General features: G+C 64.1%; 26 protein-coding genes. 7 read left to right on the plus strand and 19 right to left on the minus strand.

From position 1 onward, the window contains the following. Positions 1–235 precede the first annotated feature (235 nt). Positions 236–637, plus strand: coding sequence for a hypothetical protein (locus NDI89_RS02115; RefSeq protein WP_277519861.1), 402 nt, complete (start codon positions 236–238; stop codon positions 635–637). A gap of 81 nt (positions 638–718) precedes the next feature. Here NDI89_RS02115 and NDI89_RS02120 read toward each other — a convergent pair whose 3' ends face one another. From NDI89_RS02120 to NDI89_RS02130, 3 genes are read right to left on the minus strand one after another with little or no spacing between them, the layout of a single operon-like run. Further along, positions 719–1,027: a 2Fe-2S iron-sulfur cluster-binding protein gene (locus NDI89_RS02120; protein ID WP_277519864.1), complete on the minus strand. Its 309-nt coding sequence runs from the start codon at positions 1,025–1,027 to the stop codon at positions 719–721. Beyond that, a complete protein-coding gene (locus tag NDI89_RS02125; protein ID WP_277519866.1) occupies positions 1,028–1,315 on the minus strand; it encodes a hypothetical protein in 288 nt (95 codons plus the stop codon). Further along, on the minus strand, positions 1,308–2,354 hold the full coding sequence (locus NDI89_RS02130) for a ribonucleotide-diphosphate reductase subunit beta (RefSeq protein WP_277519868.1): 1,047 nt from the start codon (positions 2,352–2,354) through the stop codon (positions 1,308–1,310). The genes NDI89_RS02125 and NDI89_RS02130 overlap by 8 nt, the downstream gene beginning before the upstream one ends. Positions 2,355–2,601: 247 nt before the next feature. Between NDI89_RS02130 and NDI89_RS02135 the strand changes: the two genes are divergently transcribed. Continuing rightward, on the plus strand, positions 2,602–3,330 hold the full coding sequence (locus NDI89_RS02135; protein WP_277519869.1) for an SCP2 sterol-binding domain-containing protein: 729 nt from the start codon (positions 2,602–2,604) through the stop codon (positions 3,328–3,330). Between the two features lie 131 nt (positions 3,331–3,461). Here NDI89_RS02135 and NDI89_RS02140 read toward each other — a convergent pair whose 3' ends face one another. The 4 genes from NDI89_RS02140 to NDI89_RS02155 all read right to left on the minus strand — a co-directional run bounded on the left by NDI89_RS02140 (position 3,462) and on the right by NDI89_RS02155 (position 7,870). Continuing rightward, positions 3,462–4,079, minus strand: coding sequence for a hypothetical protein (locus NDI89_RS02140; RefSeq protein ID WP_277519870.1), 618 nt, complete (start codon positions 4,077–4,079; stop codon positions 3,462–3,464). Positions 4,080–4,227: 148 nt separating this feature from the next. Continuing rightward, complete coding sequence (locus tag NDI89_RS02145; protein ID WP_277519871.1) at positions 4,228–5,433, minus strand: acyl-CoA dehydrogenase family protein; 1,206 nt, start codon at positions 5,431–5,433, stop codon at positions 4,228–4,230. A gap of 1 nt (position 5,434) precedes the next feature. Further along, positions 5,435–6,007, minus strand: a complete 573-nt coding sequence (locus NDI89_RS02150; RefSeq protein ID WP_277519872.1) for a hypothetical protein — start codon at positions 6,005–6,007, stop codon at positions 5,435–5,437. Between the two features lie 177 nt (positions 6,008–6,184). Further along, positions 6,185–7,870, minus strand: coding sequence for a class I adenylate-forming enzyme family protein (locus NDI89_RS02155; protein WP_277519873.1), 1,686 nt, complete (start codon positions 7,868–7,870; stop codon positions 6,185–6,187). 279 nt (positions 7,871–8,149) lie between these two features. Between NDI89_RS02155 and NDI89_RS02160 the strand changes: the two genes are divergently transcribed. Continuing rightward, complete coding sequence (locus NDI89_RS02160; RefSeq protein WP_277519874.1) at positions 8,150–8,380, plus strand: SDR family NAD(P)-dependent oxidoreductase; 231 nt, start codon at positions 8,150–8,152, stop codon at positions 8,378–8,380. Between the two features lie 69 nt (positions 8,381–8,449). Here the strand turns inward: NDI89_RS02160 and NDI89_RS02165 are convergent, their stop codons facing one another. Then, entirely contained in the window at positions 8,450–9,100 is a 651-nt protein-coding gene (locus tag NDI89_RS02165) for a helix-turn-helix domain-containing protein (protein WP_277519875.1), read from the minus strand. Between the two features lie 570 nt (positions 9,101–9,670). Here NDI89_RS02165 and NDI89_RS02170 point away from each other — a divergent pair. The 3 genes from NDI89_RS02170 (at position 9,671) to NDI89_RS02180 (ending at position 11,595) form a co-directional block, all read left to right on the plus strand. After that, positions 9,671–10,240 (plus strand): DUF6230 family protein, encoded by a 570-nt coding sequence (locus NDI89_RS02170; RefSeq protein ID WP_226003999.1) that lies wholly within the window; start codon positions 9,671–9,673, stop codon positions 10,238–10,240. A gap of 6 nt (positions 10,241–10,246) precedes the next feature. Then, complete coding sequence (locus tag NDI89_RS02175) at positions 10,247–10,837, plus strand: DUF6114 domain-containing protein (RefSeq protein ID WP_277519876.1); 591 nt, start codon at positions 10,247–10,249, stop codon at positions 10,835–10,837. Between the two features lie 296 nt (positions 10,838–11,133). Continuing rightward, positions 11,134–11,595, plus strand: coding sequence for a hypothetical protein (locus NDI89_RS02180; RefSeq protein WP_277519877.1), 462 nt, complete (start codon positions 11,134–11,136; stop codon positions 11,593–11,595). A 42-nt stretch (positions 11,596–11,637) separates the two neighbouring features. Here the strand turns inward: NDI89_RS02180 and NDI89_RS02185 are convergent, their stop codons facing one another. The 3 genes from NDI89_RS02185 to NDI89_RS02195 all read right to left on the minus strand — a co-directional run bounded on the left by NDI89_RS02185 (position 11,638) and on the right by NDI89_RS02195 (position 14,705). Then, positions 11,638–12,435, minus strand: coding sequence for a class I SAM-dependent methyltransferase (locus tag NDI89_RS02185; RefSeq protein WP_277519878.1), 798 nt, complete (start codon positions 12,433–12,435; stop codon positions 11,638–11,640). Between the two features lie 64 nt (positions 12,436–12,499). Next, positions 12,500–13,372, minus strand: coding sequence for a deoxyribonuclease IV (locus NDI89_RS02190; RefSeq protein WP_277519879.1), 873 nt, complete (start codon positions 13,370–13,372; stop codon positions 12,500–12,502). Positions 13,373–13,868: 496 nt separating this feature from the next. Continuing rightward, complete coding sequence (locus NDI89_RS02195; protein ID WP_277519880.1) at positions 13,869–14,705, minus strand: lipoate--protein ligase family protein; 837 nt, start codon at positions 14,703–14,705, stop codon at positions 13,869–13,871. A 182-nt stretch (positions 14,706–14,887) separates the two neighbouring features. Here NDI89_RS02195 and NDI89_RS02200 point away from each other — a divergent pair, with 182 nt between their 5' ends. Further along, positions 14,888–15,409 (plus strand): GNAT family N-acetyltransferase, encoded by a 522-nt coding sequence (locus NDI89_RS02200; protein WP_277519881.1) that lies wholly within the window; start codon positions 14,888–14,890, stop codon positions 15,407–15,409. A gap of 129 nt (positions 15,410–15,538) precedes the next feature. Here the strand turns inward: NDI89_RS02200 and NDI89_RS02205 are convergent, their stop codons facing one another. The 8 genes from NDI89_RS02205 to NDI89_RS02240 form a co-directional block, all read right to left on the minus strand. Next, the gene (locus NDI89_RS02205; RefSeq protein WP_277519882.1) at positions 15,539–15,715 is read right to left on the minus strand and encodes a hypothetical protein; all 177 of its coding nucleotides are present in this window, start codon (positions 15,713–15,715) and stop codon (positions 15,539–15,541) included. A gap of 95 nt (positions 15,716–15,810) precedes the next feature. Continuing rightward, complete coding sequence (locus NDI89_RS02210; RefSeq protein WP_277519883.1) at positions 15,811–16,995, minus strand: ABC transporter substrate-binding protein; 1,185 nt, start codon at positions 16,993–16,995, stop codon at positions 15,811–15,813. 2 nt (positions 16,996–16,997) lie between these two features. Next, a complete protein-coding gene (locus NDI89_RS02215) occupies positions 16,998–18,158 on the minus strand; it encodes an ABC transporter substrate-binding protein (RefSeq protein WP_277519884.1) in 1,161 nt (386 codons plus the stop codon). Further along, the gene (locus NDI89_RS02220) at positions 18,155–19,351 is read right to left on the minus strand and encodes an ABC transporter substrate-binding protein (protein WP_277519885.1); all 1,197 of its coding nucleotides are present in this window, start codon (positions 19,349–19,351) and stop codon (positions 18,155–18,157) included. Before NDI89_RS02220 ends, NDI89_RS02215 begins: the two co-directional genes overlap by 4 nt. Before the next feature lies 1 nt (position 19,352). Then, a complete protein-coding gene (locus tag NDI89_RS02225; protein WP_277519886.1) occupies positions 19,353–20,561 on the minus strand; it encodes an ABC transporter substrate-binding protein in 1,209 nt (402 codons plus the stop codon). Positions 20,562–20,616: 55 nt separating this feature from the next. Continuing rightward, on the minus strand, positions 20,617–22,518 hold the full coding sequence (locus NDI89_RS02230) for an ABC transporter ATP-binding protein (RefSeq protein ID WP_277519887.1): 1,902 nt from the start codon (positions 22,516–22,518) through the stop codon (positions 20,617–20,619). Beyond that, positions 22,518–23,462: an ABC transporter ATP-binding protein gene (locus NDI89_RS02235; RefSeq protein WP_277519888.1), complete on the minus strand. Its 945-nt coding sequence runs from the start codon at positions 23,460–23,462 to the stop codon at positions 22,518–22,520. The genes NDI89_RS02230 and NDI89_RS02235 overlap by 1 nt, the downstream gene beginning before the upstream one ends. Continuing rightward, a complete protein-coding gene (locus NDI89_RS02240) occupies positions 23,462–24,592 on the minus strand; it encodes a FecCD family ABC transporter permease (RefSeq protein WP_277519889.1) in 1,131 nt (376 codons plus the stop codon). The genes NDI89_RS02235 and NDI89_RS02240 overlap by 1 nt, the downstream gene beginning before the upstream one ends. Positions 24,593–24,594 lie beyond the last annotated feature (2 nt).

The following is a 24,594-nucleotide window of genomic DNA, read 5'->3' on the forward strand; positions in this document are numbered from 1 at the left end:
GTCCGCGTTCGCGGACCCAATACGTGGGTCGACGTTGCGATTCAGCAGAGCGCTCCGAACGACGTTCGGGGCTCGGGTTTCCCGAACCGTTCCGTTCGAGATATCGAATTGTCCGGTGAATCGACGGGATACGCTTATTCCTCCTTGTGTGGTAGACACATTCATACCATCCACCCCACTGACGGCTCGTGAATCGAACGGCGGCAACGGCCCACACGAGACGCTCGCACGACATATGACGACCACAACCCACTGGGCGGATCGATACCTGCAGCGGAAGCTGAACGCGACCTCGTCCGACTACGAGGAAGCTGCGACGCTCGGATACGAACCCGAAGCCAGCGAGTACATGGACGGCCTGTCGACCTTCGACCTCTCACACCTGTCCCGCGAGCGCCGCCTCGAGTACCTCGAGGCAACCGTCCGCGCCCTCGTCGAGGCGATGGAGAGCGGGAACGGCGTCGCCGACCGCCACTGCGGAATTCGGCGCGCCGTCGCCTACAGCGACGACGAACCGATCGTCGGCCTGATCGACGGCTTCGGCGAGGTGGTCAGCCTCGATCGGGAAACGGCGGCACTCCTCGCGTTCGCCTACCACCTCGAGCCGGAGCCGTCGGACGCGGATACCGACGACTGAACAGACCCACGATCGACGGTTCGACTCGAAGGACGGACCGGTTCCTCGAGTACCGCGAGTCGAAACCGAGACGCAGCCCGCCTAGAAGGCATCGAGCCCGAGCAGTTCGTTCTGGATCCGTTCGCCGACCCGGATCTCGCTGTCCGCTCGCGGGTACGAACAACACAGCAGGACGTAACCGTCGGCCGCCTGGTCGGCGGAGAGCGCCGTCCCCTCGCTGCCGTCGAGTTCACCGTCGAGCAACTCCCCGGCACACGACGTACACATCCCGTTTCGACAGGAGTGGGGGAGGTCGAGACCGGCGCGCTCGGCGGCCTCGAGGACGTACTCGTCGGGAGCGACGTCGACTGTTTCCGTCCCGTCCTCGAAGTGAAACGTGACCTCGTACATCTAGAGTCGCTGGCGGAGCTTGTACAGCTCAAGCGCCTCCAGACGCGGATCGCCCGTACCGACTTCGTCGTGCTCGAGGCTGGCACCGCTGACGCTCTCGTTGAACGACGTACTGACGCCGTCGTCGTCGAACGTCGAGTCCATGATGTAGGCGACGTTCTCCCGGACCTCCTCGAAAGGCTGATCGAGTTCGTCGGCCGCGTCTGCGATCGCCTCGATCACCTCGTCCTCCGAGGCGGTAAACGCCGCGCCCCGGGACAGTTCGTTCAGATCGGGATCGTCAGTCACGGTCCCCACCTCCGTCGGCGGCGACGCCGCGTTGGCGCTCGTAGCGCTCCCGGTACTCCCGGAGCTCCGCGTCGATGTCCGTCTCGAGACACTCCCGATGGCGGTCGGCGACGATGCCGATGATCCTGTGGTGGTCGACGTCGAGGTCGAGCGTCTCGTTGAACTGCCCGTCGATGAGACGGCCGACGCGCATCAGGAGGTCGTCGAACTCGATCTCGAGGGGGTCGTCGACGGCGTCGGTGAACATGTATCCGAAGTCCGCGACCGATCCCACGTTCTCGTAGAGGACGTCCACGATCGCCTGACTGACGCCCTGAAAATCCGGTTCGCCGGCTCGTTCCTTCTCGATCAGTTCGCTCAGGGCCTCGACGCCGTGCGTGATGTGGCGTCCCTCGTCGGTGCTGATGAATTTGAAACCGTGATTCAACAGGGGCAGCGGCGCGTTCCGCGACAGTTTGTTGATCGAATAAAAGCCGCCCCGGGCGAGGAGCCCCTCCACGATCATGTGGTACACCGTCAGCGCCTTCGCGATGTCGACGGGATCCTGCGAGTGGGCCGCCCTGGCGGTCAGCTGGCCCTGCCGATCGTACACCTCGCCCAGTCCGGTCGCCTGCACGATCGGGATCCGGGCACCGCCGCGTTTCGGGTTCTGTTCGGCGAACGTGTCCCGTTCGCCCATCACCTCGTGCATGTACACGTCGAGGAACTGCGTGTGCTTGTGCTCGGTCAGCGTAAACATCGTCATGTACATCTCCATCTCCTCGTTGTCGTCGAAACACGGTGCCCCCATGATGCGCTGGAGATGATGACTCGCGTCCTCGCCGACCGCGAACTCCCCGTCGAGAAAGCCCGAGAGCAGATAACGGAGCTGCGTCCGTTCGCCGGGCTCGAGCGACGCCCAGATCTCGCGATCCTCCTCGAAGCCGACCTCCTCGAACAGCTTCTCGACGTTCCAGGTACCGAGCTCGACCCCCTTCTGGAAGAGGTCGTACCACTTGCTCGTCGTGTCGATCCGTTCCGCCTGAAATCCGTTCGTCATGATACCTCGTGAGATACCACTGATTCGGGCGTGTTGACAATGAGCGTACCTTCTCGGATGACCGGCCCTTGAAGTCGATCGATCACGGTCACGGAACGGTTTGGCCGGCCGGGATTCGGACGCCCTCCGTTTCGTGTGATCGTTGAAACCGACCCGCCATGAACACCCCCGTATAACCGGCAAAATCACAACAGTCGTTCACAATGATCACAGTCGTATATCGGGTGCCGACGCCCGACCATCACACATGAGCACGCAACGACTCCGGCCGATCGAACAGTACTTTCCGACACAGCCGTGGCTCGAGGCGTACCGGGACGCGATCAACGCGGACGACGACTACGCGGACGAATCCGCCGGATGGGGGGTGGAGTTCGACGGCTCGTTCGTCTTCCAGATCGAGAACGTTCCGCTCGAGACCAATACCGTCGGCGATCTGCCGCCGGAGATCGTCGCAGCGGTCGAAGAGATGCTCGCCGAGCGCTCCGAGGCGGAGATCGAATCCCTCCTCGCGGACGCACCGACGGACGTCCGCGAGAGCGTCGACTCCCGCAGCGGGCCGCTGGAAGAGCGGGTCACCGAAGAGATCCTGACGACGACGATGGCGGCTCTCCCGGATCGACTGTGGCCCGAGCTGCGGGCGGAACTGCCCGACCTCCTCGCGGCCCTGATCGCGCAACTCGAGGAGAACGTCGCCGACGGGGACACCGTCTACGCGTATCTGGACCTCTACGACGGTGAGTGTCGGGGCGTGGAAACGGTCACGGAGATCGACGATCTGGAGTACGGGTTTCGGCTCGTCGGGGACTACGAGCGGTGGAAGACGCTCGTCCGCGGCGAGGGTGACGTCATCGACATGCTGATGGCCGGCGACTTCGAGATCGACGGCCACATGCAGAAGATCCTCCAGTACTCCGACGCGGCGGCCCGTCTCGGCGAGATCTCCGGGAACGTCGACTCGCGGTTTCTCTTCTGATCGCCGCCGGAAACCGGGCTATCAGCCACCGGTCGTCCGTAGTGAGCCGGCGGCGATATCGCTCGAGATCCCGTTCCCGTGGGTCCGGGACCGTCGTCGATCACGGACAGCAACGGCGGTCTCGGACGGCCTCACTGGTCGAGAACGAGTCCGTACACCAGCCCGAGCGTGCCACCGTAAACCGTCCACGCGATAATTTCGACGAGTACCGCGGCCGGGTGGTCGGGGACGGCCGCTGGGGTGCTCGCCGTGACTGTCAACCAGATCGGCAGCACGAAGAGGGAAACGACCACACCCACCGCGACCCCGTACGCGTTGCCGAGTCCGACCATCGCCGTCGTAAACGCGGACCGTCGAAGCAACGGCACGAGGAGTCGCCGGAGGAGTTCGTGACGACTCGAGAGGTCCATCACTCTCGAGACGAACGCGTCTGTCGATAGCGAGGCGAGGACGTGAAACGGCAGTGCGACCAGCGTGCCGAGGGCGAACATCGCGAGCCAGCCGCCGTCCAGAGTGGATGTGCCGACGGCCGCGCCGACTCGCCTGATCGCGTCGGTGTCGTACAACTGGATCAGTAGCGCCGCCTGAAATCCCCCGGCGAGTCCGCCCGCGATGGCGGCTTCGAACCCTCGGCCGTCGATAGAGCCGATCGTCTCGAAGAGCGGCGCCAGCGCGACCCGATACGGTGGCTCGTCGGAATCCCCGTCGGAACCGACATCGGTGTCGGTGCTGGCGTCGGGATCTGCCATCTGATGCCGACGTGTTCTGTGGTGGCATGCCTCAATATTGTTCCGCGTATCCACGGCCATTTATGAGACAGACTGATGTCCGTCCGATCCCGAGGCCGGGAGACGGCGTCCACCACGGCTCGACTATGATCGCGATCGAATCGACCGCTCAGTAGGCGCTCAGCCCGGTCAGTTCCTTGCCGACGATGAGCTTCTGGATCTCGGTGGTGCCGTCCGGAATCGTCATCACGCGAGCGTCGCGATAGTAGCGCTCCATGCGGTTCTCGAGATCGAGTCCCGCGGCGCCGAGGACCTGCAGCGCGTCGCCGGTCGCCTCGATCGAGCGCTCGCAGGCGTATCCCTTCGCGAGCGAGGAGAGCAGTCGGGCGTCGGGGTCACCGTCGACCAGGGCCTCGGCGGCACTGCGAGCGAGACCGCGGGAGGCCTCGATGGCCGCCCGGACGTCGTAGAGTTTCTCCTGGACGAGCTGGTGCTTGCCGATCGGCTCCCCGAAGGTCTCGCGGTCCCTCGCGTACTCCAGTGCGTCCTCGAACGCCGCCCGCATGATTCCGACGGCCATGAACGCCATCCCCGTCCGCATGAACGAGAACGTGACGTTGAGCGGCGTGTGCTCGAGGAACAGCTGGCTGACGCCCTCGGGGAAGGGGACGATCTCGTGGACGTCGTACCCCTCGGCGATGGCCTCGCTGAAGATTGTCGAGAACCGGTTCCCGACCGGGATCCGGACGTCGTCGAGCACGAGCCGGCCGTTGGGCACGCCCTTCCAGCCGAGCGTGCTCATCGGCTCCGTCTCGTACGCGGCGTTCTCGCGGTCGACCAGGAACAGGTCTCGGGCGTCCGCGGATTCGTCGCGTGCGACGACGAGGGCGACGTCGGCGATCCCCGCGTTCCCCACCCAGACCTTCTCGCCGTCGAGGACGAACTCGTCGCCGTCCCGTCTCGCGACGGTATTCGGATGTGCCGTATCGGAGCCGCCGTCCGGTTCGGTCACCGCGAGACAGCCGATACAGCGGTTGTCCTCGAGTTTCGGCAGCAGCGCCCGACGCGTCTCCTCGGACGCAAAGCGGACGAACAGCGACGGAAAGGACATCTGGAGGGCGACGTTCAGGCTCGGCCACACGCGGCTGATCTCCTCCGAGGCGATCGCGAACCGCCAGACGTCGCCGAAGTACCGATCGACGGTGTCGGGCGTGAAGCCGATCCCGAGATCGGCCAGCTCGTCGAGATAGCCCACCAGCTCGTCGCGCGCCATCGGCCCGTTCCGGTCCCGCTCGTCGACGATCGGGTCGATCTCGTCCGCGAGGTACGCCCGGAGATCGTCGCGAAACGCCCGTTGATCGTCCGTCAGGCGCATCCTATGCCTCCGCGGACACCTGCTCCGACAGCGAGGTCATGATCGGTGCGAGGCGGGTCCCCTTGTGCACCGGCCCGTCCATCTCGTAGCGCTGCCGGATGAACCCCTGAATCGGATCGACGCTCCCGACGATCAGGCCGACGAGCGTCTCCGCCGGACCGGTGATCTCGAGCATCGCGTCGTCCAGCCGACCCGCACCGCCGCGGATCGTCCGCTCGTCCGCGTCGACCTCGAGGTGGCCCGCCATCGGGCAGTCGTCGGCCTCGAAGCTGACGGTGATGTCGTCGTCGATTTCCTCCCGGACCTCGGGCGAGGTCTCGACGAGGACGTGCACGCCGGCCCAGAGCAACTCCTGAAACCGGTCGGCTGTGTCGGGATTCGCGGCGACGACGGACGCGATATCCATCGTCGCCATCCGGTCGATCACCCGACCGAACGTCTCCGGATGCGCCCGGACGAGGTCCTCGGTTCGACCCGCCAGTTCGTCGAGCAGGTCCGGCAGGTCGTCCTCGAGTTCCGCGTCGGGTTTCTCGAGCGATGCGTCGAGCCGCCGCACGAGTTCGTCGTCGGTCATGGTTCTCGGGTCGGGCTCACGGTGGTGAGTCCCGTTGAGAGTCACGACGAGAAACTCCTCGAACAGTCTGATCCGTCGGATGCGCGGAGGTTTATAATCCGTCCCGCGAGAGCCGGCGATCCGGTATCACCTCGAGCGATGACGGCGACCGAGAAGGACTCGGTGCGGACGGTCGATTCAGTCGGGTTCCGCGTCGCTCGTCACGCGCTCGCGAAGCGTCTCCTTGTCGGTCTTTGCCATGTCGGTCACCGGAATCGACTCGAGGAAGGTCACCTCGGCTGGCATCGCGTAATCCGGGACTTCGCCCTCGAGGTGATCGACGACGTCGGCCGCAGTGAGGTCGGCGTCGGGTTCCGGCTCGATGACGACGTGGACCCGTTCGCTCCCGGGTCGCTCCGGATCGGGGACGCCGATCGTCGCGGGTCGTCTGACGCCCTCGAGCCCGTACAGGACCTCGTCGACCGTCTCGGAGTACACCTTCAATCCGGAGACGTTGATCATGTGCTTGACGCGGTCGACGACGTAGAACCGTCCTGACGAATCGACTTTCGCGACGTCGCCGGTGGCGACGTAGCCTTCTTCGTCGAACGGCTCCGAATCGGCGTCGAGATACCCCTTCATCCGCTGCGGACCGGTTACCAGCAGCTCGCCCTCGAGTTCCTCCGCTGCAGCCCGCTCGAGGGGTATCTCCGCACCAGTATCCACGTCGCGGAGCGCCACGTCCGTATCCGGAACGGGGACGCCGATAGTCGGATGGTCGAAACCGGTCTCAGCCGACGAGCCCGTCAGGAGGTCGTAAACGCCGTGAACGTCGAAGTGAGTGAGCGGGGACATCTCGGAGAGGCCGTACCCCTGAGAGATGCCGGCGGCCTCGCGCTCGAACGCTGATTTCGTTTCGTTCGCCAGAGGTGCGGAGCCGGCGATGCCGAACACGCCCGCCGGCAGCTCCTCGTCGGCGAGGTCCACGAACTGGGTCGGAACGCCGAACACGACCAGCGGCTCGTGGGTCTCGATCAGGTCGCTCATTCGAGCCGTGTTCCGTGCATCCGGAACGAGCAACACGTCGAGGGCGAGCTCGAGCAGACAGTTCGTGATCGAGTAGCCGTAGGCGTGATACATCGGCAGCGCCATCACCGCCGCCTCGCTCCCGCGTAGGAGCTCCGCGAGCTGCGACTGGACGGCGACCCCCTGCAGAGCGTTCGCCACGAGGTTTCGGTGCGTCAGCAGACACCCCTTCGGTCGGCCGGTCGTGCCGCCGGTGAAAAGCACCGTGTGAACGTCGTTCTCGGCGTCGAAATCGACGTCCGGGGGTGCTCGCTCGGTCTCCTCGAGGACCGTCGGTAGCCGCTCGGCTCCGTCGACGGTCTCGTGATCGCCCGGTGGATTCGCCGAGTAATCGTCCAGCGACGTGAGGATGACATCGCCGATATCGAGGTCAGCCGTGAGCGATCGGACGAGTTCGCGGTGCTCGTCGCGGCCGATCAGCACCTCGGGGTCGCTCCGCTCGAGCCGGTCGCGGAGGTCTCCCTCGGCGTCGAGGAAATCGTTCGGGACGTGAACGCCGCCGGCCCGCGAGATCGCGTTCGAGGCGACGACGAACTGGACGGACGTCGGCAGGATCGTCGCGACGCGACTCCCCTTCTCGACGCCGCGCTCGCGCAGCGCCGTCGCCAGTCGGTCGACGTCCGCCAGTACCTCCGGATAGCTGTAGCGCTCCCCGAACTGAACGAGTCCCTGCTCCGGGTACTCGCTCGCGGCGTCCTCGAGGAATCGGTGGACCGGCTGGTCGGGGTAGGGCTCGAGCGTCTCGGGAATCCCGAACCGGTCGTAGGTCTCCGACCGGAGTGGTTCGTCTCGGGGCATTCGTTCTCGATACCGCCCCGCTCCCGGTAAAACGTACTCGCTGGCATACTGGGCCGTTGACAAACGAGATCAGCGATTCGCGTCCGATGTGGGATCCGCTGTCAGCGGGTCGGGGAGTCGAATTGCGATCGAGAATCGGGGAATTCGCGAAAAGAAACCGCCTGTGCTCCGGCGAGCCACGCTCTTCGTCGTCCTCGGTCTCGCTCGGCGCACGGACGTCTGACCGGACGACGAGGCTGCGCTCGTCACCGGGGCCGGCAGTCGTATCGGGAGCGTTGATTGCGAGATACTCGCTGCGGAGGGGCAGAAATCATCGCCCTCGACGTGTCGATCAGCAACGCCGGACTGGTCGACGCTCGCGACACGATCGAGGACTTCGACGACGGGATCGGGGACCGCGACGTCGCGGTCAACCTGACGGGGACCATCAACGTGACTCGAGCGGTCTACTCCGGCATGAAAGAGCGGGAGTGGGGCCGCATCGTCACCATGTCGTCGGTCACCGGGTGACCGGTGTACCCCTCGGATCCGTGAGACGATTTTCACGGCATTCGAGCGTTGTAGGGTGAGAATCAGTGCTCACGGAACGATCTGTGAGAGTAGCGTCGACTCGATTTTCCGCAGGTGGCCGCCGACCGTCCCCCCGGTACAGCCGAGTTCGTCGCCGATATCGTCGTGCGTCACCGCCCGCGGCACGTCGTAGTAGCCCATATCGACGGCGGTCTGCAGGATCTCCTGTTGGCGATCGGTGAGCTGAGAGAACAGTCGATCCGTGGCGGGTTCGTAACTCCCCGTCTTGAGGAGTTTGAGTCGGATCCCGTCCGGAACGTCGGGAATCGCCTCCTGAAAGCTTTGAACGTCGCCGATCACCGTGACGCGTAATCCCCCGCGCCGCATGAACTCCATCGGCGTATCGAATATGAACTCGAACTTCTTGAGCATACTCAACAGGCTGACGAGCCTGTCGTCGGCCTCGACGTGCATGTAGGCGTGTATGGCGTCGTCTACTCCCGAGAGCTGGTACTTGTGTACCATCGGGGATTCCTCCAGAATCGACTCGAGAGTGCCCCGGTCGCCCGAGAACTGGTAAATCGTGACGATCGATTCGTCGGCGAGGAGATTGACGTTGTGCAGAAGTTCACGGCTGACATCCGGGCGGTTCGCGATCCGCCGATCGACGGGATGAAGTCCCGCATCATCGGGAATAATGATGCATTTCGCGTATCTCATCGTCCGACGACCTCCACAGTGCGAACGTACTCTTTCGTATTGTCTATCATTAATGTTATAGATATACTACTAATATATTAAAATGGAGCCGGATACAGACGGTGAGTTTCGAGAAGACAGCCGTTCGATAGTGAAATCCCCGTGGACGGCGATACCCGTTCGATGAGTTCGTACTGACGGGAGAGCGCGACGCCCTGCTCGACCGACGACTCGCTCTTCAGCCCGGCCGCGGACGCGATCCTGAGTAGGGACGGAACGGTACGCGAGAGCCACCGCTGGCGTCGCGACGACGGAACGATTCGCTCGTAGTGATCTCCGGACGTCACGGTCGCGAATCCGAAGTCCTCGAGCATCGGTCGAAGTCGTATAAATGCCCCCGCATACGAGGAGCTAAAATGATTTGAGATCGTGTTGGGTGTGTTCCTGTGACATGCATGATACGACACCGTCTGTGCCGATTCGAAACGAATACTGGGCAGCGTCCGGGGAAACGATCAGAGACCGCGGAAAGGCGCACTGAGAGAAACTAACACGATGTACGATACGAAGCGGTTAGCGGGTGGGACTGGTGTGTCACTTTTCGTCGTCGCGTTAGTCGGTGCCGTTATCCTGTCGTCGGGGACCGCGTACGCTGCGCCACTCGCGAGCGGCAACGGATTCACCGTCGAGGCCGACGAGATCAGGTCCGACGAGTTCCGCTTTTACCCGAGCGCAGGGGAGAACGATGCGGGGTCGACCCCGGTGATGGTCGCCGAACAGCGCGGCGTCGAGATCGACGGCCTCCGATTAACGAGAGAACAGGCGGTACCGATGATGGAGGGCACGATGGAGATCTCGTTTACCGCCGACGAGACGGTCGAGGCCGATCAACAGTATATCAAACTCACCGGCCTGCACGCGGAGAACGCGAAGTTCAACGGCCAGGTGATCAACGCCCAACCACACGAGAATCCCGAACGACAGTTCGTCCAGACCGCCGGCGAGAACGCGGATCCCGAAGACGGCTATCTCACCGATATCGAAGGAGAGAGCCCCGGCATGGTGCAAGAAGACGTCGAGATCGAGATGGTCTATCTCGCCTCGAACGAGATCAGCCTCCCCGGTCTCAGCGTCGATCTGGACTACAACCCCGACGGGTGACTACCGATGGCCACACAAAACGGCCAGGACGACGCCGGAAGTCAACCGACCCGATTCGAGAGCCAGTGGGATCAGCTCACCACCGGCTTCGGTACCCGATGGAACCGATTCAACGTCTGGCGCACCCAGCGTCCGTTCCTGGGCGGCGTCTTGCTCTGTCTGGCCGGGATACTCATCGCCTGGGTACCGATGCAGATCCTCCCCGATCTCCTCTTTATCGGCGGAGGGATGACGGGCTTTCTCGTGATCGGAACCACCTTCGGCGTGTTCGTCTTCCTCTCCGGGGTATACGCGCTGTACAAGCCGGAACATTCCCGGGAAGCCGGCGTCGTCGGCGTAGTTCTGTCGATCCTCTCGCTGTTCGGGTCGCTCGGCGGCCTGTTGTTCGGCATGCTGTTCGGCATCATCGGCGGCAACCTCTGTTTCGCGTGGCGGCCGGACGACGAACGCGACGACGAAGACGACGCGTCGGAACCGGGCAGAGTGGAGACCGTCCGTAGCCGTCTGCTCGAGCAGTTGCGTGACGTCGCCGGGGCGGTCAGTGGCCGCCTTCGAAACGGCGTCGAGGCCATCACCGGAGGGGAGTCCGATGAGTGAGACGGAACCGACCGACGCCGAACGAACGGTCTAAGACATGATACGAGTCCGTCGCCACGCTCGCACCGTCGATATCCGCGGTCGACGCACTTCGGACGGCGATGTGTCCCGTGTAACCGTGGTCGAACGCCGCTCTCTCGAGTGCGTTCGCGGGACCGAATCAGGCGACGAACGCCGAAAATCATCCCCCACCGACTTCGTCCGGAACCCCTCGGAGATCGACCGAGGTCTCCAGGCGGTGGGTACGCCCGCCATCGACACCGGGAGTCCGTGTCGGTGGTCGACAGCGCACAGCCATGAGTGATCACGAGGTGATCGACGTCGACGCGAGGACGCTGTCGACCGATGCGCTCGACACGTGGATCCTTCTCGGAGCGACTGTCGCCGGGGTGCTCGTGAATCTCAACGCGCTGATGGTCCCGCTGCTCACTCGCATCGGCGGCGGCGTCGTCGCCGGGTTTATCGGCGCGTACGCCGCCAGACGGGTCACGTCCGGCATCGTTCACGCCGTGATCGCGAGCGCGCTCGTCGGCGCGGTCGCAGGGACGATAACGGCCTTCCTCGGTGCCCTGCTCGGCCTGTACAACGAACCGCCGCTGCTGGTGTTCTCGTCCATCGGCCCGATCAGTCCGATGCTGTCGGGACTCGGATTACCGAGTGTCCTCCTGATCGTCCTCGCGTTCTCGCTGTTGACCGCCGTCGACGGTCTCGTCGGCGGAGTCGTCGGCAGCGTATTGCGTGCCCTCCGTCCGTGGTGACGGAGCGTCTCCGACCGGCGTCTCCGTCGACTCGACGGCGGATCAGTCGACTCGGCCAGCGGTAACGAAGAACGGGACCGCTTCCTCGCGGTGGTACTCCCGCGTTTCCATCTGGTCGACGACGGTCCGTCCCATCTCCCGCCACGAACTCCGGAGATCGTCGTACTCCGACTCGGACAGCCCGCCCGAGAGCATCGTCTCTCGATCGTCGGTCAGCCCCGCACCGGTCGCTTTGCGGCGGGCCGCGACCAGTGCGAGTTCGCCGTACGGCGGTTCGATCGTCCGGACGTGATCGTACCGGCGAGTTTCGAGCACCTCGAGCCCGGCGGTCTCGAAGGCGTCCCCGGCGTCGGCGCCGAGCGCGACGTCGGTACTCACGCCGTCGAGGTAGGCCCGGCGCGCTCGCCGCTCGAGGGTCCGTTCCGCGTCGACGCTCGAGTCTATCTCGACGGCGGCGTTGTTCGGTTCGACGGCCGCGACGAGGTCCCTCGAGACGCGAGCGAACTCGGCGAGCGCGGCCGCCGGCTCGGGCAGGTTGATCAGCAGCGCCTGACAGATCACGAGATCGAAGGTATCGTCGGGGAAGGGGAGCTGAAACGCATCACTGGCGACGACCGGGACGTGCTCGCCGGCGGCTTCGAGCAGGTCGATATCGGCGTCGCAGCCGATCACCTCGCCCGGCGACTCGGCCGCGAGGACGCGGCTCAGTTCGCCGGTCCCACAGCCCACGTCGAGAATTCGGTCGCGAGAGTCGAGGGCCAGCGGCTCGAGCGCGTCGCGGGAGTCGCCCCACATCCCCTCGCGGGTCCGACTGAGGTAGGATTCGGAGAACTCGCGCACGGAGCCCGGTAGCGGCGTCTCGAGTAAAAACGGGTCGGTTTCTCGACCCGAGACGTCCGCAGCGTTAGCCGTCGTCCCGCAGCTCCGTGACTTTCTGGATGTTCCAGGCGAAGCCGCGGCCGTCCTCCGTGGGCGTCTCGAGGGCGAAGGGCAGGTCACGCAGGTCGGGATGGTTGACGATCGCCTGCATGCCGTCCTCGCCGATGTAGCCCTCGCCGATGTGGGCGTGTTCGTCCTTGTGAGTGCCGACGTCGTGCTTCGAGTCGTTGAGGTGGATGTACTCGAGGTACTCGAGGCCGACTTCGTCGTCGAAGCGACCGACGGTCTCGTCGACCGCCTCGGGCGTCGTGAGGTCGTTGCCCGCGACGAGCGTGTGCGCGGTGTCGATACAGATGCCGATGTCCGTGTCCGTGCGGTCGATGATCCCGGCGAGGTGTTCGAACTCGCCGCCGAGTTTCGTGCCGCTGCCGGCGTCCGACTCGATGAGGATCCGCACGTCGTCGGGAACCTCGAGGTCGTCGATGAGGCTCGCGGCGTTGTCGAGGCCGCCTTCGACGCCGGCGCCGGTATGGGCGCCGAGGTGGACGTTTACGTACGGAATCCCGAGCCGTTCCGCGGCGTCGAGTTCGGCTTGCATGCTCTCTTTGGACTTCCGTCGGAGGTCGTCCTTGGGCGTACAGAGGTTCACGAGGTAGGCGGAGTGGATCACCCACGGCCCCTCGAGTCGCTCGTCGCTCTCCGCTCGAAAGCCCTCCGCGGCCTCGTCGCTGATCTCGGGCTGTGCCCAGACCTGCGGCGAGGTGGTGAACACCTGTCCGCAGTTCCCGCCGAACGCGGTTTGCCGGTGGACCGCGTTACGGATGTCGTCGTACGGCGGTGTTTCCTCGTCGGACGAGACGCGCGAACCGGAGATCGAAACGTGTGCGCCGACCTTCATGGCCACTCGTCAGTACCGGTTCGTGATAGGTACTTCGGAGCGACCCGCGTTCGCATAGTACGGTTGTCTCGTATGCGATGCGGTGGCGCGCGCCGTGCTGCGGTGAATGCGAGGCGCGACGGGTAGGAGCGCCTCGAGAGAGGAACGGGGAGCGAAGCGACCCGTGAGTCGACGAGTGAACCGCAGCGCGAACTCGTGCGAGGGGCGAGCGAGCGACCGCGGGAGCGAGCGAGTCGGCTGGGGAGGGAGCGGCTACTCCCTGTTGCCAGCAAGAACGGAAGCCGACCGTATCCGTCAAACCGTCAGTGAGACAATCGGGACATCTACCGCTGGCAACGAGGAAAACCACGCCCTCCCCAGCCGACTCGGTCGCTTCGCTCCCTCGTCCCTCGCGCGCGTTCGAGCGACGGTCCGTCTGCGACGAACCGTCGCTCAGCACGCGCCACCGCAGTGGACACTCGAACGGGTACGAGCCGACGGGAATCGGTCGACCAAGTCACTGTTCGCCCGCCTCGAGTACCTCCCGATCCTGAACCCACGCGTCGGTGGCGAACTTCCGGTCGACGAGGGCGCGAGCGGCCTCGAGTTCGCCGTCCCGCCACGTCGATTCCCGGGCGTCCGACCAATCTCGAAGCGCTCCCGCGATCGTCTCGACCGCCTCCTCGCGGTCGATCCCCGCCTCGTCGCGGATGCTGGTCACTCGATCGACGAAGGTCGACTCGTCGATGTCCGCGTCGAAAACGCCGGCGTGTTTCCGGGGCTCGAGGGCGTAACTGATCGACCCGTGCTGGATGACGACGTCCCGCTGTCGGTACTGCGCGTTGCCGCTGATTTTCTTGGCCTCGTCGCCCGCAGTCGCGGGCGCGACGATGTCGTGGGCCGGGTTGATGTCCCGCAGATAGCACGAGGGCTGGTAGATCGCGCCCTGCTCGGCCGACGCGAAAGCGGCGTCGACGCCCAGCCGGTCGAACGCCTCGAGGATCGGCTCGCAGAACAGCTCGTAACAGCCCATCAGGTCCCCCGGGACCTCGTCGGCCGGGGCGACGATGGTGTAGGAAATGTCGGCGTAGCGGTCGTGATAGATCCCGCCGCCGCCGGTCTGCCGCCGGGTAACGTCGATCCCCTCCCGTTCGCAAAACTCCCAGTCGACGGTATCGGCGTCCTGTCGATACCCCAGCGAGAGCGTGCTCGGCTCCCACGAGTACGTACGGACGGTTCGAACGTCGTCCTCGAGCGCCGTTCGCGCGGCGACTTCCTCGAGTGCCATCTGCGTCGCTCCGTCGCGGGGCTCGTCCCGGATCAGCCGCCAGTCCCGATCGGCGAGGTCGCTCATACGCGGACGGACAGCGGCGAGCGAGTTATGGGTTCCGACGGGACGGCTCTCGGGCGGTCTTCGGTCAGTTCAGCGAAGCGACGACGTTCGTGATCGCCGACCGACCATCGCGGTCAGTGTTTACAAATGAATCACACAACCTTCCGAATATTATTTTCGTTGCGATGGTGTTGTAATAACAGATGAACGTTCGATCACTGGAATCGCGAGCGGACGTTCGAGGGATCATCAGGGCGCACGGTTTGGCGTGGCGTAATGCCTACGACGGACTGCTCCCGGCGGAGGTGTTGCAGGCCCGATCCGTCGATCCGAGCGACGACGAGATCGATAAGTGGGTCGAGAGGCTTCGCGAGAACTCGGACGGAGTGCTGGTCGCGGTCGATACCAGCGACACCGTTCGCGGGTTCGCGGACGTCCGATGGGGGTCGTCCGCGACCAAGGCGTTCGTGGGACCGAACGAGGGCGAGCTGAAAGCGATATACGTCGCCCCGGACCGCTGGGGACGCGGAATCGGAACCGCGCTTCTCGAGGCCGGCATCGAGGCGCTCCCGGATTCGATCGAACGGCTCCGACTCGAGGTCCTGGCCGACAACGACGTCGGGAAGCGGTTTTACGAGGCTCGAGGCTTCGAGAAGACGGACACCAGCAGCTACGACCTCGGTGGCGATTCCTACCCGACTCGTGTTTACACGCTGGAGATCTGAGCGGATCCGATTCGAGCCGCGGTGGGGCGCTCCGCTCGTCGCTCCAACGAGCGCTCACGGCGATTTCAACAGTTCCATCGCGTAATTCGCAGGTTCCGTGGCGTTTCCGTCGGCCATCGTCGTGTATCGCTATCGTCGGACCGTCATCGGCTGTTCCGCCCGAACGAACGGGTCGGAATCGGCGTTCGCCGCCAGTGCGATACCACCACGGTCCGTCCGAGTGACGGTCCACGGCGGAAGCGTCGGGATACCGTAGTCCGCCGGGTCGTTGTACTGCGCCGCGATAACCCACGTCCGGGCCAGCATACGAGATCCACTTTGTTCCGTTGACGATGGATTCGACTGGATCGACGTCGGCTCGGTGTCCGCCTCGCGCGAACGGGATCCTTCGTCGTGCATCCTCAGAAGTCCCCGTTGATGATGTCCGCAACCCGCTGGCGGTCGAACAGCTGTTCGTCCGCTGCAATCTCGGGGTACGGGCCGCCGTCGGACGTGGGCCATCCGCCGAACTGCTCGGGGTAGAACTGCTTTGCACTCATCTCGAGCTGGAAGAGGTTCAGAATCGGGCCCTGATAGCGTGCGCCCTGCGGGAAGACGCGATCGTCTCTCACCGCGGTGATCTCCGAGGCGACGCCGTGGGACTCGAGCGTCGACCGGAGATCGGTCATACTCACGTCCGGCTGCATCCCGCCGAGGAACAGGATCACGTCCGGATCGGCCTCGAGTAGCGCTTCGAAATCGATGGTCGAGCCGGATTCGAACGAACTCCCGAACGGATTCCGGGGTCGTAGCGGACGGGTATGTGCCGTCAGGAACCCCGGATTGTCCACCGTGTACGCCCACATCTGTTTTTCGACGTCGCCGGCCGTGATCATCGCCACGGAGGGGCGCTCGTCCTCCGGCGGGAGGCTGCTCTCGATCGTCGCGATGATATCGGCGTGGATGCTGGCCAGGGCGTCGTACCGCTCCTCCTCCCGGAACACTTGTGCGACCTTCTCGAACTGCTCCCACAGGCTGTAATACTCGTACTCGCCGCTCCACTCGCCGGTCGGCTTCTGGTGTCTATCACTCAACGAATTCCCGAACCACGGCGCGACGTTCTCGTTGACTTCTTCGATGTCGTCCGTGTCCCACTGGTCGAGTTGGACCACCCACGCGGGGTCGGCCAAGTGGACGTCGCTGTCGAGTTCGTAGAGTTGCTCCTTGCTGGGCTCCCACGATGCGTATACGTCCGACCAGTCCACGGAGACGCCGGGAAGCCGTTCGGTGAACTGGCTCCACGTCGCGTCGTAGTACGCCGGACCGTTGAGCGCGGTGACGTCGTCACCGCGGCCGAGTGCGAACGCCATGCCGGCGTGATGTGAGAGCCGTGTGAAGATGCGCTCGGGAACCTCGTCGAACTCGACGGTACCGACCGGCGACATCGTCACCGTCTCGGTCTCGTCGTTCGTCGACTCTGGAGTCGATCGCGAGTCGGACTGGCCCGCACATCCCGCCAGTAGTCCCCCGCCGACGACCGCCCCACCGTATTTCACGTACTCGCGCCGCGTTGGTGCCTCGGTTGTGTTGGGATCGTTATCACTCATGGTCAGTGATCTCCGTTGATGATGTCTGCAACGCGCTGTCGGTCGAACAATTCGTCGTCGTCGGTCACGTCGCCGAACGTGTCCGGATAGATCTGTTTTGCCGCCCGTTCGGTCAGGAAGAGGTTGTGAATCGGACCTTGACGGAGATACCCACCTCGGTAAACGCGGCCGTTCTGCACGGCCGTCAGTTCACTCCCGATGGGATGATCCCGCATATAGGCGAGAACGGTGTCGCGGAACTCCGAGGCAGACTTCCCTTCGTGGCCACGGATCAGGAGAACGTCCGGATCGATTTCGAGGAGGTTCTCGTAGTCGAGTTCGGTCCGGTTTTCGGTGCTGAGGTTCTCGATGCTGGTTCCGGCGAGCGCATCGCCAACGCCGAGATCGTTCCACTGTTTCTTGCTCGTCCCCTTGTCGGTGAGCCGGTACGGCGAAAACGTCTCCGGCTCATCGGTTCCCTCGTACGTGAGGAATACGCTCGGCCGATCGTCCGCAGGCGGCATCCGGGATTGAATGTTCGCAACGAATTCGTCGTGGAGTTGTTTGAAAGCCTCGTAGCGTTCCCGCTCTTGGAACACCTCAGCCATCGTTTCGAACGCCTGATAGAGGCTGTAATACCGATAATCGTGCCAGCTGTCCGACCGCCTGAAGATCATGTTCCCGAGGAACGGTGCGACGTTCTCGCTGATCTCTTCGATATCCGACCGGCTCCAATCGAACCAGTTGCTCAGCATCCCGGTATCGATGACGTGGACGTCACTGTCCATCTCGTAGAACAGTTCCTTGGACATCTCGGCCTCGACCAAGTCGTTCGACGCGATGCGCTCGCGATCGAGGCTCACTCCCGGTAACTCGTCGTAGACGTCCGTGTAGTACTCACCAGCCTGACCGATACCGACCATCCCCTCAGCGCGTCCCAATGCGACACCCATATCGGCGTAATCGCCACCGTACGGAACCCACGTCTCCGGAACCGACTCGAATGTCACTTCGCCCATCGGTTCCATCGAGACCGAATACGATCCTGCTGTGGCTGACTCTTCGCTCGAGTCCGGTTCCTCGAGTTCCGTACAGCCGCCGAGCAGGCCGCCGGCCGCGACTGCGCCGCCGTACTTGATCGTCTGCCTGCGCGTCGGTCCTGTCGTGGTGTCGTTGTCGCTCATGGTGAGAGGTCTCCGTTGATGATGTCCGCAACACGCTGGCGGTCGAACAGCGTGAGTGACTCGTCGGCCAGCGTCTCTATTCCGCTCCACTCGCCGAATTCCCCGGGGTAGAACTGTCTTGCAGCTGCCTCGGTCTGGAAGAGGTTACCGATCGGTCCTTGGTAGGAACCCCCGCCACGGTAGAGCCGATCATTTTGTACGGCCGAGAGTTGGCTACCGATCGGATCCTCACGCATGGTTTCCAACCGGGACTCGAACTCCTCGCCCGATACGTGCGTGAAGCCGTACTGGAACACGATCGCATCGGGGTCGACCTCGAGTAGCTGTTCGTAATCCCACTCGCCCCAGCTCTTTTCGAGGTGGTCGTCGAAGGCCCCGCGCATCTCGAGATCGCGGTACTGTTTGTGGTTGTTCCCCTCCTGAACCGGGTAGACGTAGAACGACCCGTTCTCGAAGTCAGAGTTGACTGACACCAACCCGACCGTCGGCCGTTCCTCTGTCGGTGGCAGCGACTCGTCGATGGCCTGCTGTGCGTCCTCGTGGACCGACGCGATCGCCTCGTACCGGTCGCCCTCGTCGAACGCGTCCGCGACGATCTCGAAGGCCTCGTACAGCGAATAGTACCGGTAGTCGTGCCACTCGTCGCCGCGTCGGCGGCTGTAGTTGCCGAGGAACGGCCCGACGTTCGCTGCGACCTCTTCGGCGTCGTCGTCGGACCAGTCGTCGTTCAGGACGCCCAGCCAGTTCGGGTCGATCAGATGGACATCGCAGTCCAACTCGTAGAAGATTTCCTTGTCGAACTCCCCGTCTACGGCGATCGGGGTAACATCCTCGAAGGAGACGTCTACGCCTGGTAGCGCGTCGTAGAACGCCGTCGGCATGGTTTCGGGATCCCACAGCCCACGGAGACCGTCGGCCTTGCCCAGCGCGATTCCCATGTCGCCGTACGTGCTGAGGAAGGCCGACCACGTCTCCGGTGCCTCCTCGAATTCGACGGCACCCATCGGCTCCATCGTCACCGAGGACGAGGTGTCTTCGGAGGCCGTCGACTCCTCGCTCGTTGACGTAGCCTCGCTCGAGGTGTCGTCGCTATCGCCGGTACACCCGGCGAGCAGTCCCCCGCCAATGACTGCGCCGCCGTACTTCATGTAGTCTCTACGTGTCGGTACGATGCGCGTCTTGTTGTCGTTCATCTCAGTTTCCTTCGGTGATAGTGGTCGCCAGTCGGTCGCGGTCGAACAGTCGTTCCGATGAGCCGTGTTCGCCGACGCCGTTCCATTCGCCGAACTGTTCGGGGAACAACTGTTTCGCGGTCATCTCGATCTGGAAGATGTTCATAACAGGACCTTGAGTGGGCGTGCCGCCGACGTAGACGCGGTCGTTTTGGACGGCAGTGAGTTCTTGAGCGACGGAGTTGTCGGCGAAGAAATCTCGCATCGCGCGGGTCCGGTCCGTCGGCTCGATGTCCCAGTTGTGAATGATCACGTCGGGGTCGACTTCGAGAAGCCCCTCGATGTCGTAGCTCCCCTCGTAGTTCTCCGCGTACGTCTTGTCGCTGTCCGCGAAGGCGTCCTTGACGTCAAACGGCCGGTACTGAGCCTTGCCGTAGCCCGACGCGTTGATATTGTACGGCGAGAACGCCTCTTGGTCGGGAGAGAACACGAGAAGCCCGACCGAAGGCCGGTCGGAGCGGGACGGTAGGTCGTCCGTGATTTCGGCGACCAGGTCGTCACGGATCGCTTTTAGTTCGGCTGCACGCTCGGCTTCGCGGTATACCTGTCCGAGTTTCTCGGTGAGTTCCCAGAGCGTGTAGTACTCGTAATCATCGCCGTACTCAGCCGGCGGTTCGGAGTGGGCGCGGCTCAACCGGTTCGCAAAGAACGGTCCGATGTTCTCTTCGATCTCTTCGACGTCCGTCATCGACCATCCCGACCAGCCGCTATACCCGATGTTGACGGGATCGAGGTGGTGGACGTCCGCATCGAGTTCGTAGAACTGCTCCTTGTCGAGCCCGTCGTTATACAGCGGTGCGAGATCGCTCGTGTCGAAGGAGACGCTGTCGAGCTGGTCGTAATAGCCGGCGTAATAATTTTCTGGATGGCCGAGCGAGAGTACAGCGTCGCCGTGCCCGAGGCCCACGAGGATGTCGGCCCACGTCGCATCGTATACCGTCGCCCTTTCGGGCGGACGCTTGAAGTCGACCGTCCCGACGGGCGACATCGTCACCGAATAACTGGTGTCCTCGGTCGTGTTCTCTGTCTCCGTACCTTCGGACGCCGGGGTGGCGTCACTGCCGCTATCGCCTGCACATCCCGCGAGCAGACTCCCGGTGACGACTGCGCCGCCGTACTTGATCGTGTCTCTGCGTGTCGGTGTCTCGAGTTCCGTGGCGTCGTTGGCCATATTTTTAGGCTGGCCTAAAATAATATAGTAGTTCCGATTTTTAGGCCAGCCAAAATCAGTGTCCGACCGGGGAACGATTCGTCCGGGAGAGAAAGTCCTCCGGCAGCGATTCGATCTCCCCGGCCTGTACGCCCCAGAGGTTCGCGTACAGCCCGTCGGCCGCGAGCAGCTCCTCGTGGGTGCCGCGCTCGACGACCCGCCCCTCGTCCAGAACGACAATCGTGTCGGCGTCCTTGATCGTCGAGAGCCGGTGAGCGATCACCAGCGTCGTTCGGTCGGCCGCCAGCCGGTCCAGCGACCGCTGGATGAGATACTCCGTCTCCGTGTCCACCGCGCTTGTCGCCTCGTCGAGCAACAGAATTTCGGGGTCCTGCAACACCGTCCGAGCGATAGCGATGCGCTGGCGCTGGCCGCCCGAGAGTTTCACACCGCGTTCACCGACGCGGGTGTCGTACCCGTCCGAAAGGTTCCGAATGAAACCGTGTGCTTCAGCCGCCTCCGCAGCCGCGACCACGTCTTCGCGGTCGGCGTCGAACCGGCCATAACGGATGTTTGCCGCGACGGTCCCGTCAAACAGGAACGTGTCCTGGCTCACGTAGCCGATCGAGGAGCGTAGGTTCGCGAGTTGCACATCGCGCACGTCGTGGCCGTCGACCCGGACTGCTCCGTCCGTTACGTCGTACAGGCGCAGGAGAAGCTTCGCGACCGTCGACTTCCCAGCCCCGGTCGGGCCGACAATGGCGACCGTCTCGCCCGGCTCGGCGTCGATGTCGACCCCGCTGATCACCGTTTCACCACTGTCGTACGCGAAGGTCACGTCGTCGTACGCGACCCGTCCGTCGACGTCGTCCAGCGCGATGGCGTTCGGCGCGTCGTCGATCCGGGTGGGGACATTCATCAGCCCGCAGATGCGCTTGCCCGACGCCTTCGCGTTCTCGTACCAGTCGACGATGCTCGACAGCTGGGCCATCGGGCCCGTCAGCCGCTGGGTGAGCAGCATGAACACGACGAAGTCGCCGGTCGTCAGCTCCCCAGAGAAGAACAGGGGCGGTCCGGAGAACACCCACAACCCGCCGAGAACGAACGTCGCGAGCAACGCCGCCCCGGTGATGAGCTCCATCCCCGGCCGGTAGAAGTAACTCAGCTTCAGCACGTCCATGTTAGCGTCGAAGACCTCTCTGGACACCGTCCGGACGCGGTCGTTCTCGTAGTCCTCGGTGCTCGTTGTCTTGACGAGTTCGATGCCGCTGAGACCGTTTTCGATGCGGGTATTCAGATCGCCGATGGTCTCGCGGTGGCGAGTGTAGCGCGGTTCGATCGCCCGCATGAACCACCACGTGAACCCGACGAGCAGCGGCACCGCCCCGAGCGTCACCAGCGCGAGCTGAGCGTTCGTGTACAGCAACGCCGAGGTCACGCCGGTCACGATGACGCCGATCCGCACCGAATCGCCGAGCGCGTTGTCGAAGAACACCTCGAGGTTACCGGTGTCATTGTTCAGGATGGACATCACCTCGCCGGTCTCCTTGTTGTCGAAGAAGGTCATGTCCAGGCGCTGCATCTTCTCGTAGGCGTCGACGCGGATCGCGTACATCACGCCGTGGGCGAAGAAGTTAATCGCTACCCCGCGCACCCACTGCAAGAACGCGCCGCCGAGCAACGCCCCGCCGACGACCGCCGTCGAGAACCGGAACTGCGCCGTTCGCTCGTCTGGCAGCCACGCCTCGGGCACGAGCGGCAGCGCGTACGCGCTCTCCTGGGCGAACACCGCATCGATGGTCGTCCCCAACACGATGGGGGTCACGAGCACTGTCCCGTACGCGAGGACGCTCGTGAGTAGCCCGACCGCGAGCCACGCGGCCTTTCCCGGAGCGTACGCCCGGAAGAGTCGCCACAGTGGCTTGTCGACCCGTTCGCGGTAGGCGTCCAGCTCCGTCTCGAACCCGTCGTCCGCCACTACTCCGCCTCCACGCCTTCGGGGTGATTGGGTGCCTCACCGTCTCCCTTCGTCTCGTCGTCGTGTCGAGCACGGAGCGGTTCGATCCGGGGTCCGCGGGGCGTGAGTTCCACCTCGGCGTCGATCTCGAACACCGCCGCGAGCAACTCTTCGGTGACGACGTCCGCGGGCGTCCCGCGGGCCCGGATCTCGCCGTCTTTGAGCGCGATCACCCGGTCGGCGAGTCGCGCTGCCTGCTGGAGGTCGTGGAGCACGACCACGACCGTGATGTCGCTCTGGTCGCGCAGCGTCTCGATGATCTCCATCACCTCCAGCTGGTGGTGCAGATCGAGGAAGGTCGTCGGTTCGTCGAGCAACAGCACGTCCGTCTCCTGAGCGAGCACCATCGCGATCCACGCCAGCTGTTTCTGCCCGCCGCTGAGACTGCCGACTTCGCGGTCGCGCAGATGGCCGCAGCCGGCCTGTTCGATGGCGCGCTCGACCGCTTGCTCGTCCTCGTCGGTGACGCTCTCGAAGAAGCCGCGATGGGGATACCGGCCGTGATACACCAGATCCTCGACTGTGATGCTATCCGGCGAGGTGCTCTCTTGAGAGAGCAGGCCGAGCTTCCGGGCGAGTTTCTTTCGATCCAACGACCGGATCGACTGCCCGTCGACCAGTACGGAGCCGGCTTCCGGTTCGAGCTGGTCGGCGAGTCCCTTCAACAGCGTGCTCTTGCCCGAGCCGTTCGGGCCGACGAGCGCCGTGACGGCACCGGGTTCGGCGACCAGCGTCTCGCCGTCGACGACCGGCTCGTCGCTGCTCGGATATTCCAACACCAGATCTTCACCCGAAAGTGGGGCATCCTCACTATCACTCCCCCGCGAGCGGGTCCGTGATGTCGACTCGTTCTCGGTAACGTCGTCCCCGTTCGTTCGTGGATCCACGTTCGTGTGTCGTGCCATTAGATTTCACCCATCTTGTCTTGCTTGCGCATCAGGTAGAGGAAGTAGGGTCCGCCGACGAGTCCCGTGACGATACCGACGGGGATCTGCGAGTCCGCACCGGTGAGCACGCTCATCCCGAGCCGTGCCCCGACGTCCGCCCCGACCATGAGCGCCGGGCCGGCGAACATACAACCGATGACGAGCTTCCGGTAGTCGCTGCCGACGATGTTGCGCACCATGTGTGGGACGATCAACCCGACGAAGCCCACGATACCCGCCACCGCGATGCTCGCCGCTGCCGCGAGCACCGCTACCCCGGAGAGCGCGAATCGTACCTTCTCGACGCTCATGCCCAGCGACTTGGCGGTGCTCTCACCGAGCAGGAGGACGTTCAACTGCCGGGAACTAAGCAACGCCAGTAGCATCGCCACGGCGGTCCACGGCAACGCCATCCGGACCTGCTCCCAGTCGGTCCCCGTGAGCGATCCGGTCGTCCAGGCGATCGCGGACTGGACGACGCCGATGTCGTCGGCGAAGAAGAACAGCGCCGTCTGCAAGCTGCCGAAGACGGTGCCGACGATGACGCCGGCCAATACCAGCCGGACGGGCGAGGTGCCGTTTTTCCAGGCGATGGCGTAGACGATCAGAAACGCGAGCGCGCCCCCGACGGCGGCGATCAGCGGCAGGAACGCCGACAACCCCGAAAAGACCACGAGCGTCAGCAGGATCATCAGCCCGGCCCCGGAGGAGACGCCGAGGATGAACGGACTCGCCAGTTCGTTTCGGGTGACGGCCTGGAAGATCGCGCCAGAGACGGCGAGGTTCATCCCGACGAGCGCAGCGACGAACACCCGCGGCAGGCGGATGTTCCAGACGATGAGGCTGCGCTTGTTCATTTCCGGAAGCTCGCCGCCGAACAGGAACGCGTCCCACGCTTGCAGGCTGAAGAGAACGTTCGGATTGAACACGGCCTGCCAGGCCTCGAGGATCGTCATCGAGAACGCGCCGAAGCTCACCTGGACGAGCGCCCCGCCGACGATCACGGCGAGGCTGCCCACGATGAGCGTGAACATCGAGCCGTCGAACCACCCGAGCCAGCGATCGCGGCGCGTGGTAGCTACCGTCTCGGTGACCGATTTACTCGCCATCG

It is taken from the genome of Natrinema salsiterrestre, from assembly GCF_029502005.1.
Lineage (GTDB): Archaea > Halobacteriota > Halobacteria > Halobacteriales > Natrialbaceae > Natrinema > Natrinema salsiterrestre.

Bases quoted from the DNA above. Each gene is read 5' to 3' on its own strand.
- NDI89_RS02115 (WP_277519861.1), top strand. From the start codon at position 236: ATGACGACCACAACCCACTGGGCGGATCGATACCTGCAGCGGAAGCTG.
- NDI89_RS02120 (WP_277519864.1), bottom strand. From the start codon at position 1,027: ATGTACGAGGTCACGTTTCACTTCGAGGACGGGACGGAAACAGTCGAC.
- NDI89_RS02130 (WP_277519868.1), bottom strand. From the start codon at position 2,354: ATGACGAACGGATTTCAGGCGGAACGGATCGACACGACGAGCAAGTGG.
- NDI89_RS02135 (WP_277519869.1), top strand. From the start codon at position 2,602: ATGAGCACGCAACGACTCCGGCCGATCGAACAGTACTTTCCGACACAG.
- NDI89_RS02140 (WP_277519870.1), bottom strand. From the start codon at position 4,079: ATGGCAGATCCCGACGCCAGCACCGACACCGATGTCGGTTCCGACGGG.
- NDI89_RS02145 (WP_277519871.1), bottom strand. From the start codon at position 5,433: ATGCGCCTGACGGACGATCAACGGGCGTTTCGCGACGATCTCCGGGCG.
- NDI89_RS02150 (WP_277519872.1), bottom strand. From the start codon at position 6,007: ATGACCGACGACGAACTCGTGCGGCGGCTCGACGCATCGCTCGAGAAA.
- NDI89_RS02155 (WP_277519873.1), bottom strand. From the start codon at position 7,870: ATGCCCCGAGACGAACCACTCCGGTCGGAGACCTACGACCGGTTCGGG.
- NDI89_RS02165 (WP_277519875.1), bottom strand. From the start codon at position 9,100: ATGAGATACGCGAAATGCATCATTATTCCCGATGATGCGGGACTTCAT.
- NDI89_RS02175 (WP_277519876.1), top strand. From the start codon at position 10,247: ATGGCCACACAAAACGGCCAGGACGACGCCGGAAGTCAACCGACCCGA.
- NDI89_RS02180 (WP_277519877.1), top strand. From the start codon at position 11,134: ATGAGTGATCACGAGGTGATCGACGTCGACGCGAGGACGCTGTCGACC.
- NDI89_RS02190 (WP_277519879.1), bottom strand. From the start codon at position 13,372: ATGAAGGTCGGCGCACACGTTTCGATCTCCGGTTCGCGCGTCTCGTCC.
- NDI89_RS02195 (WP_277519880.1), bottom strand. From the start codon at position 14,705: ATGAGCGACCTCGCCGATCGGGACTGGCGGCTGATCCGGGACGAGCCC.
- NDI89_RS02200 (WP_277519881.1), top strand. From the start codon at position 14,888: ATGAACGTTCGATCACTGGAATCGCGAGCGGACGTTCGAGGGATCATC.
- NDI89_RS02205 (WP_277519882.1), bottom strand. From the start codon at position 15,715: ATGCTGGCCCGGACGTGGGTTATCGCGGCGCAGTACAACGACCCGGCG.
- NDI89_RS02210 (WP_277519883.1), bottom strand. From the start codon at position 16,995: ATGAGTGATAACGATCCCAACACAACCGAGGCACCAACGCGGCGCGAG.
- NDI89_RS02215 (WP_277519884.1), bottom strand. From the start codon at position 18,158: ATGAGCGACAACGACACCACGACAGGACCGACGCGCAGGCAGACGATC.
- NDI89_RS02220 (WP_277519885.1), bottom strand. From the start codon at position 19,351: ATGAACGACAACAAGACGCGCATCGTACCGACACGTAGAGACTACATG.
- NDI89_RS02225 (WP_277519886.1), bottom strand. From the start codon at position 20,561: ATGGCCAACGACGCCACGGAACTCGAGACACCGACACGCAGAGACACG.
- NDI89_RS02235 (WP_277519888.1), bottom strand. From the start codon at position 23,462: ATGGCACGACACACGAACGTGGATCCACGAACGAACGGGGACGACGTT.
- NDI89_RS02240 (WP_277519889.1), bottom strand. From the start codon at position 24,592: ATGGCGAGTAAATCGGTCACCGAGACGGTAGCTACCACGCGCCGCGAT.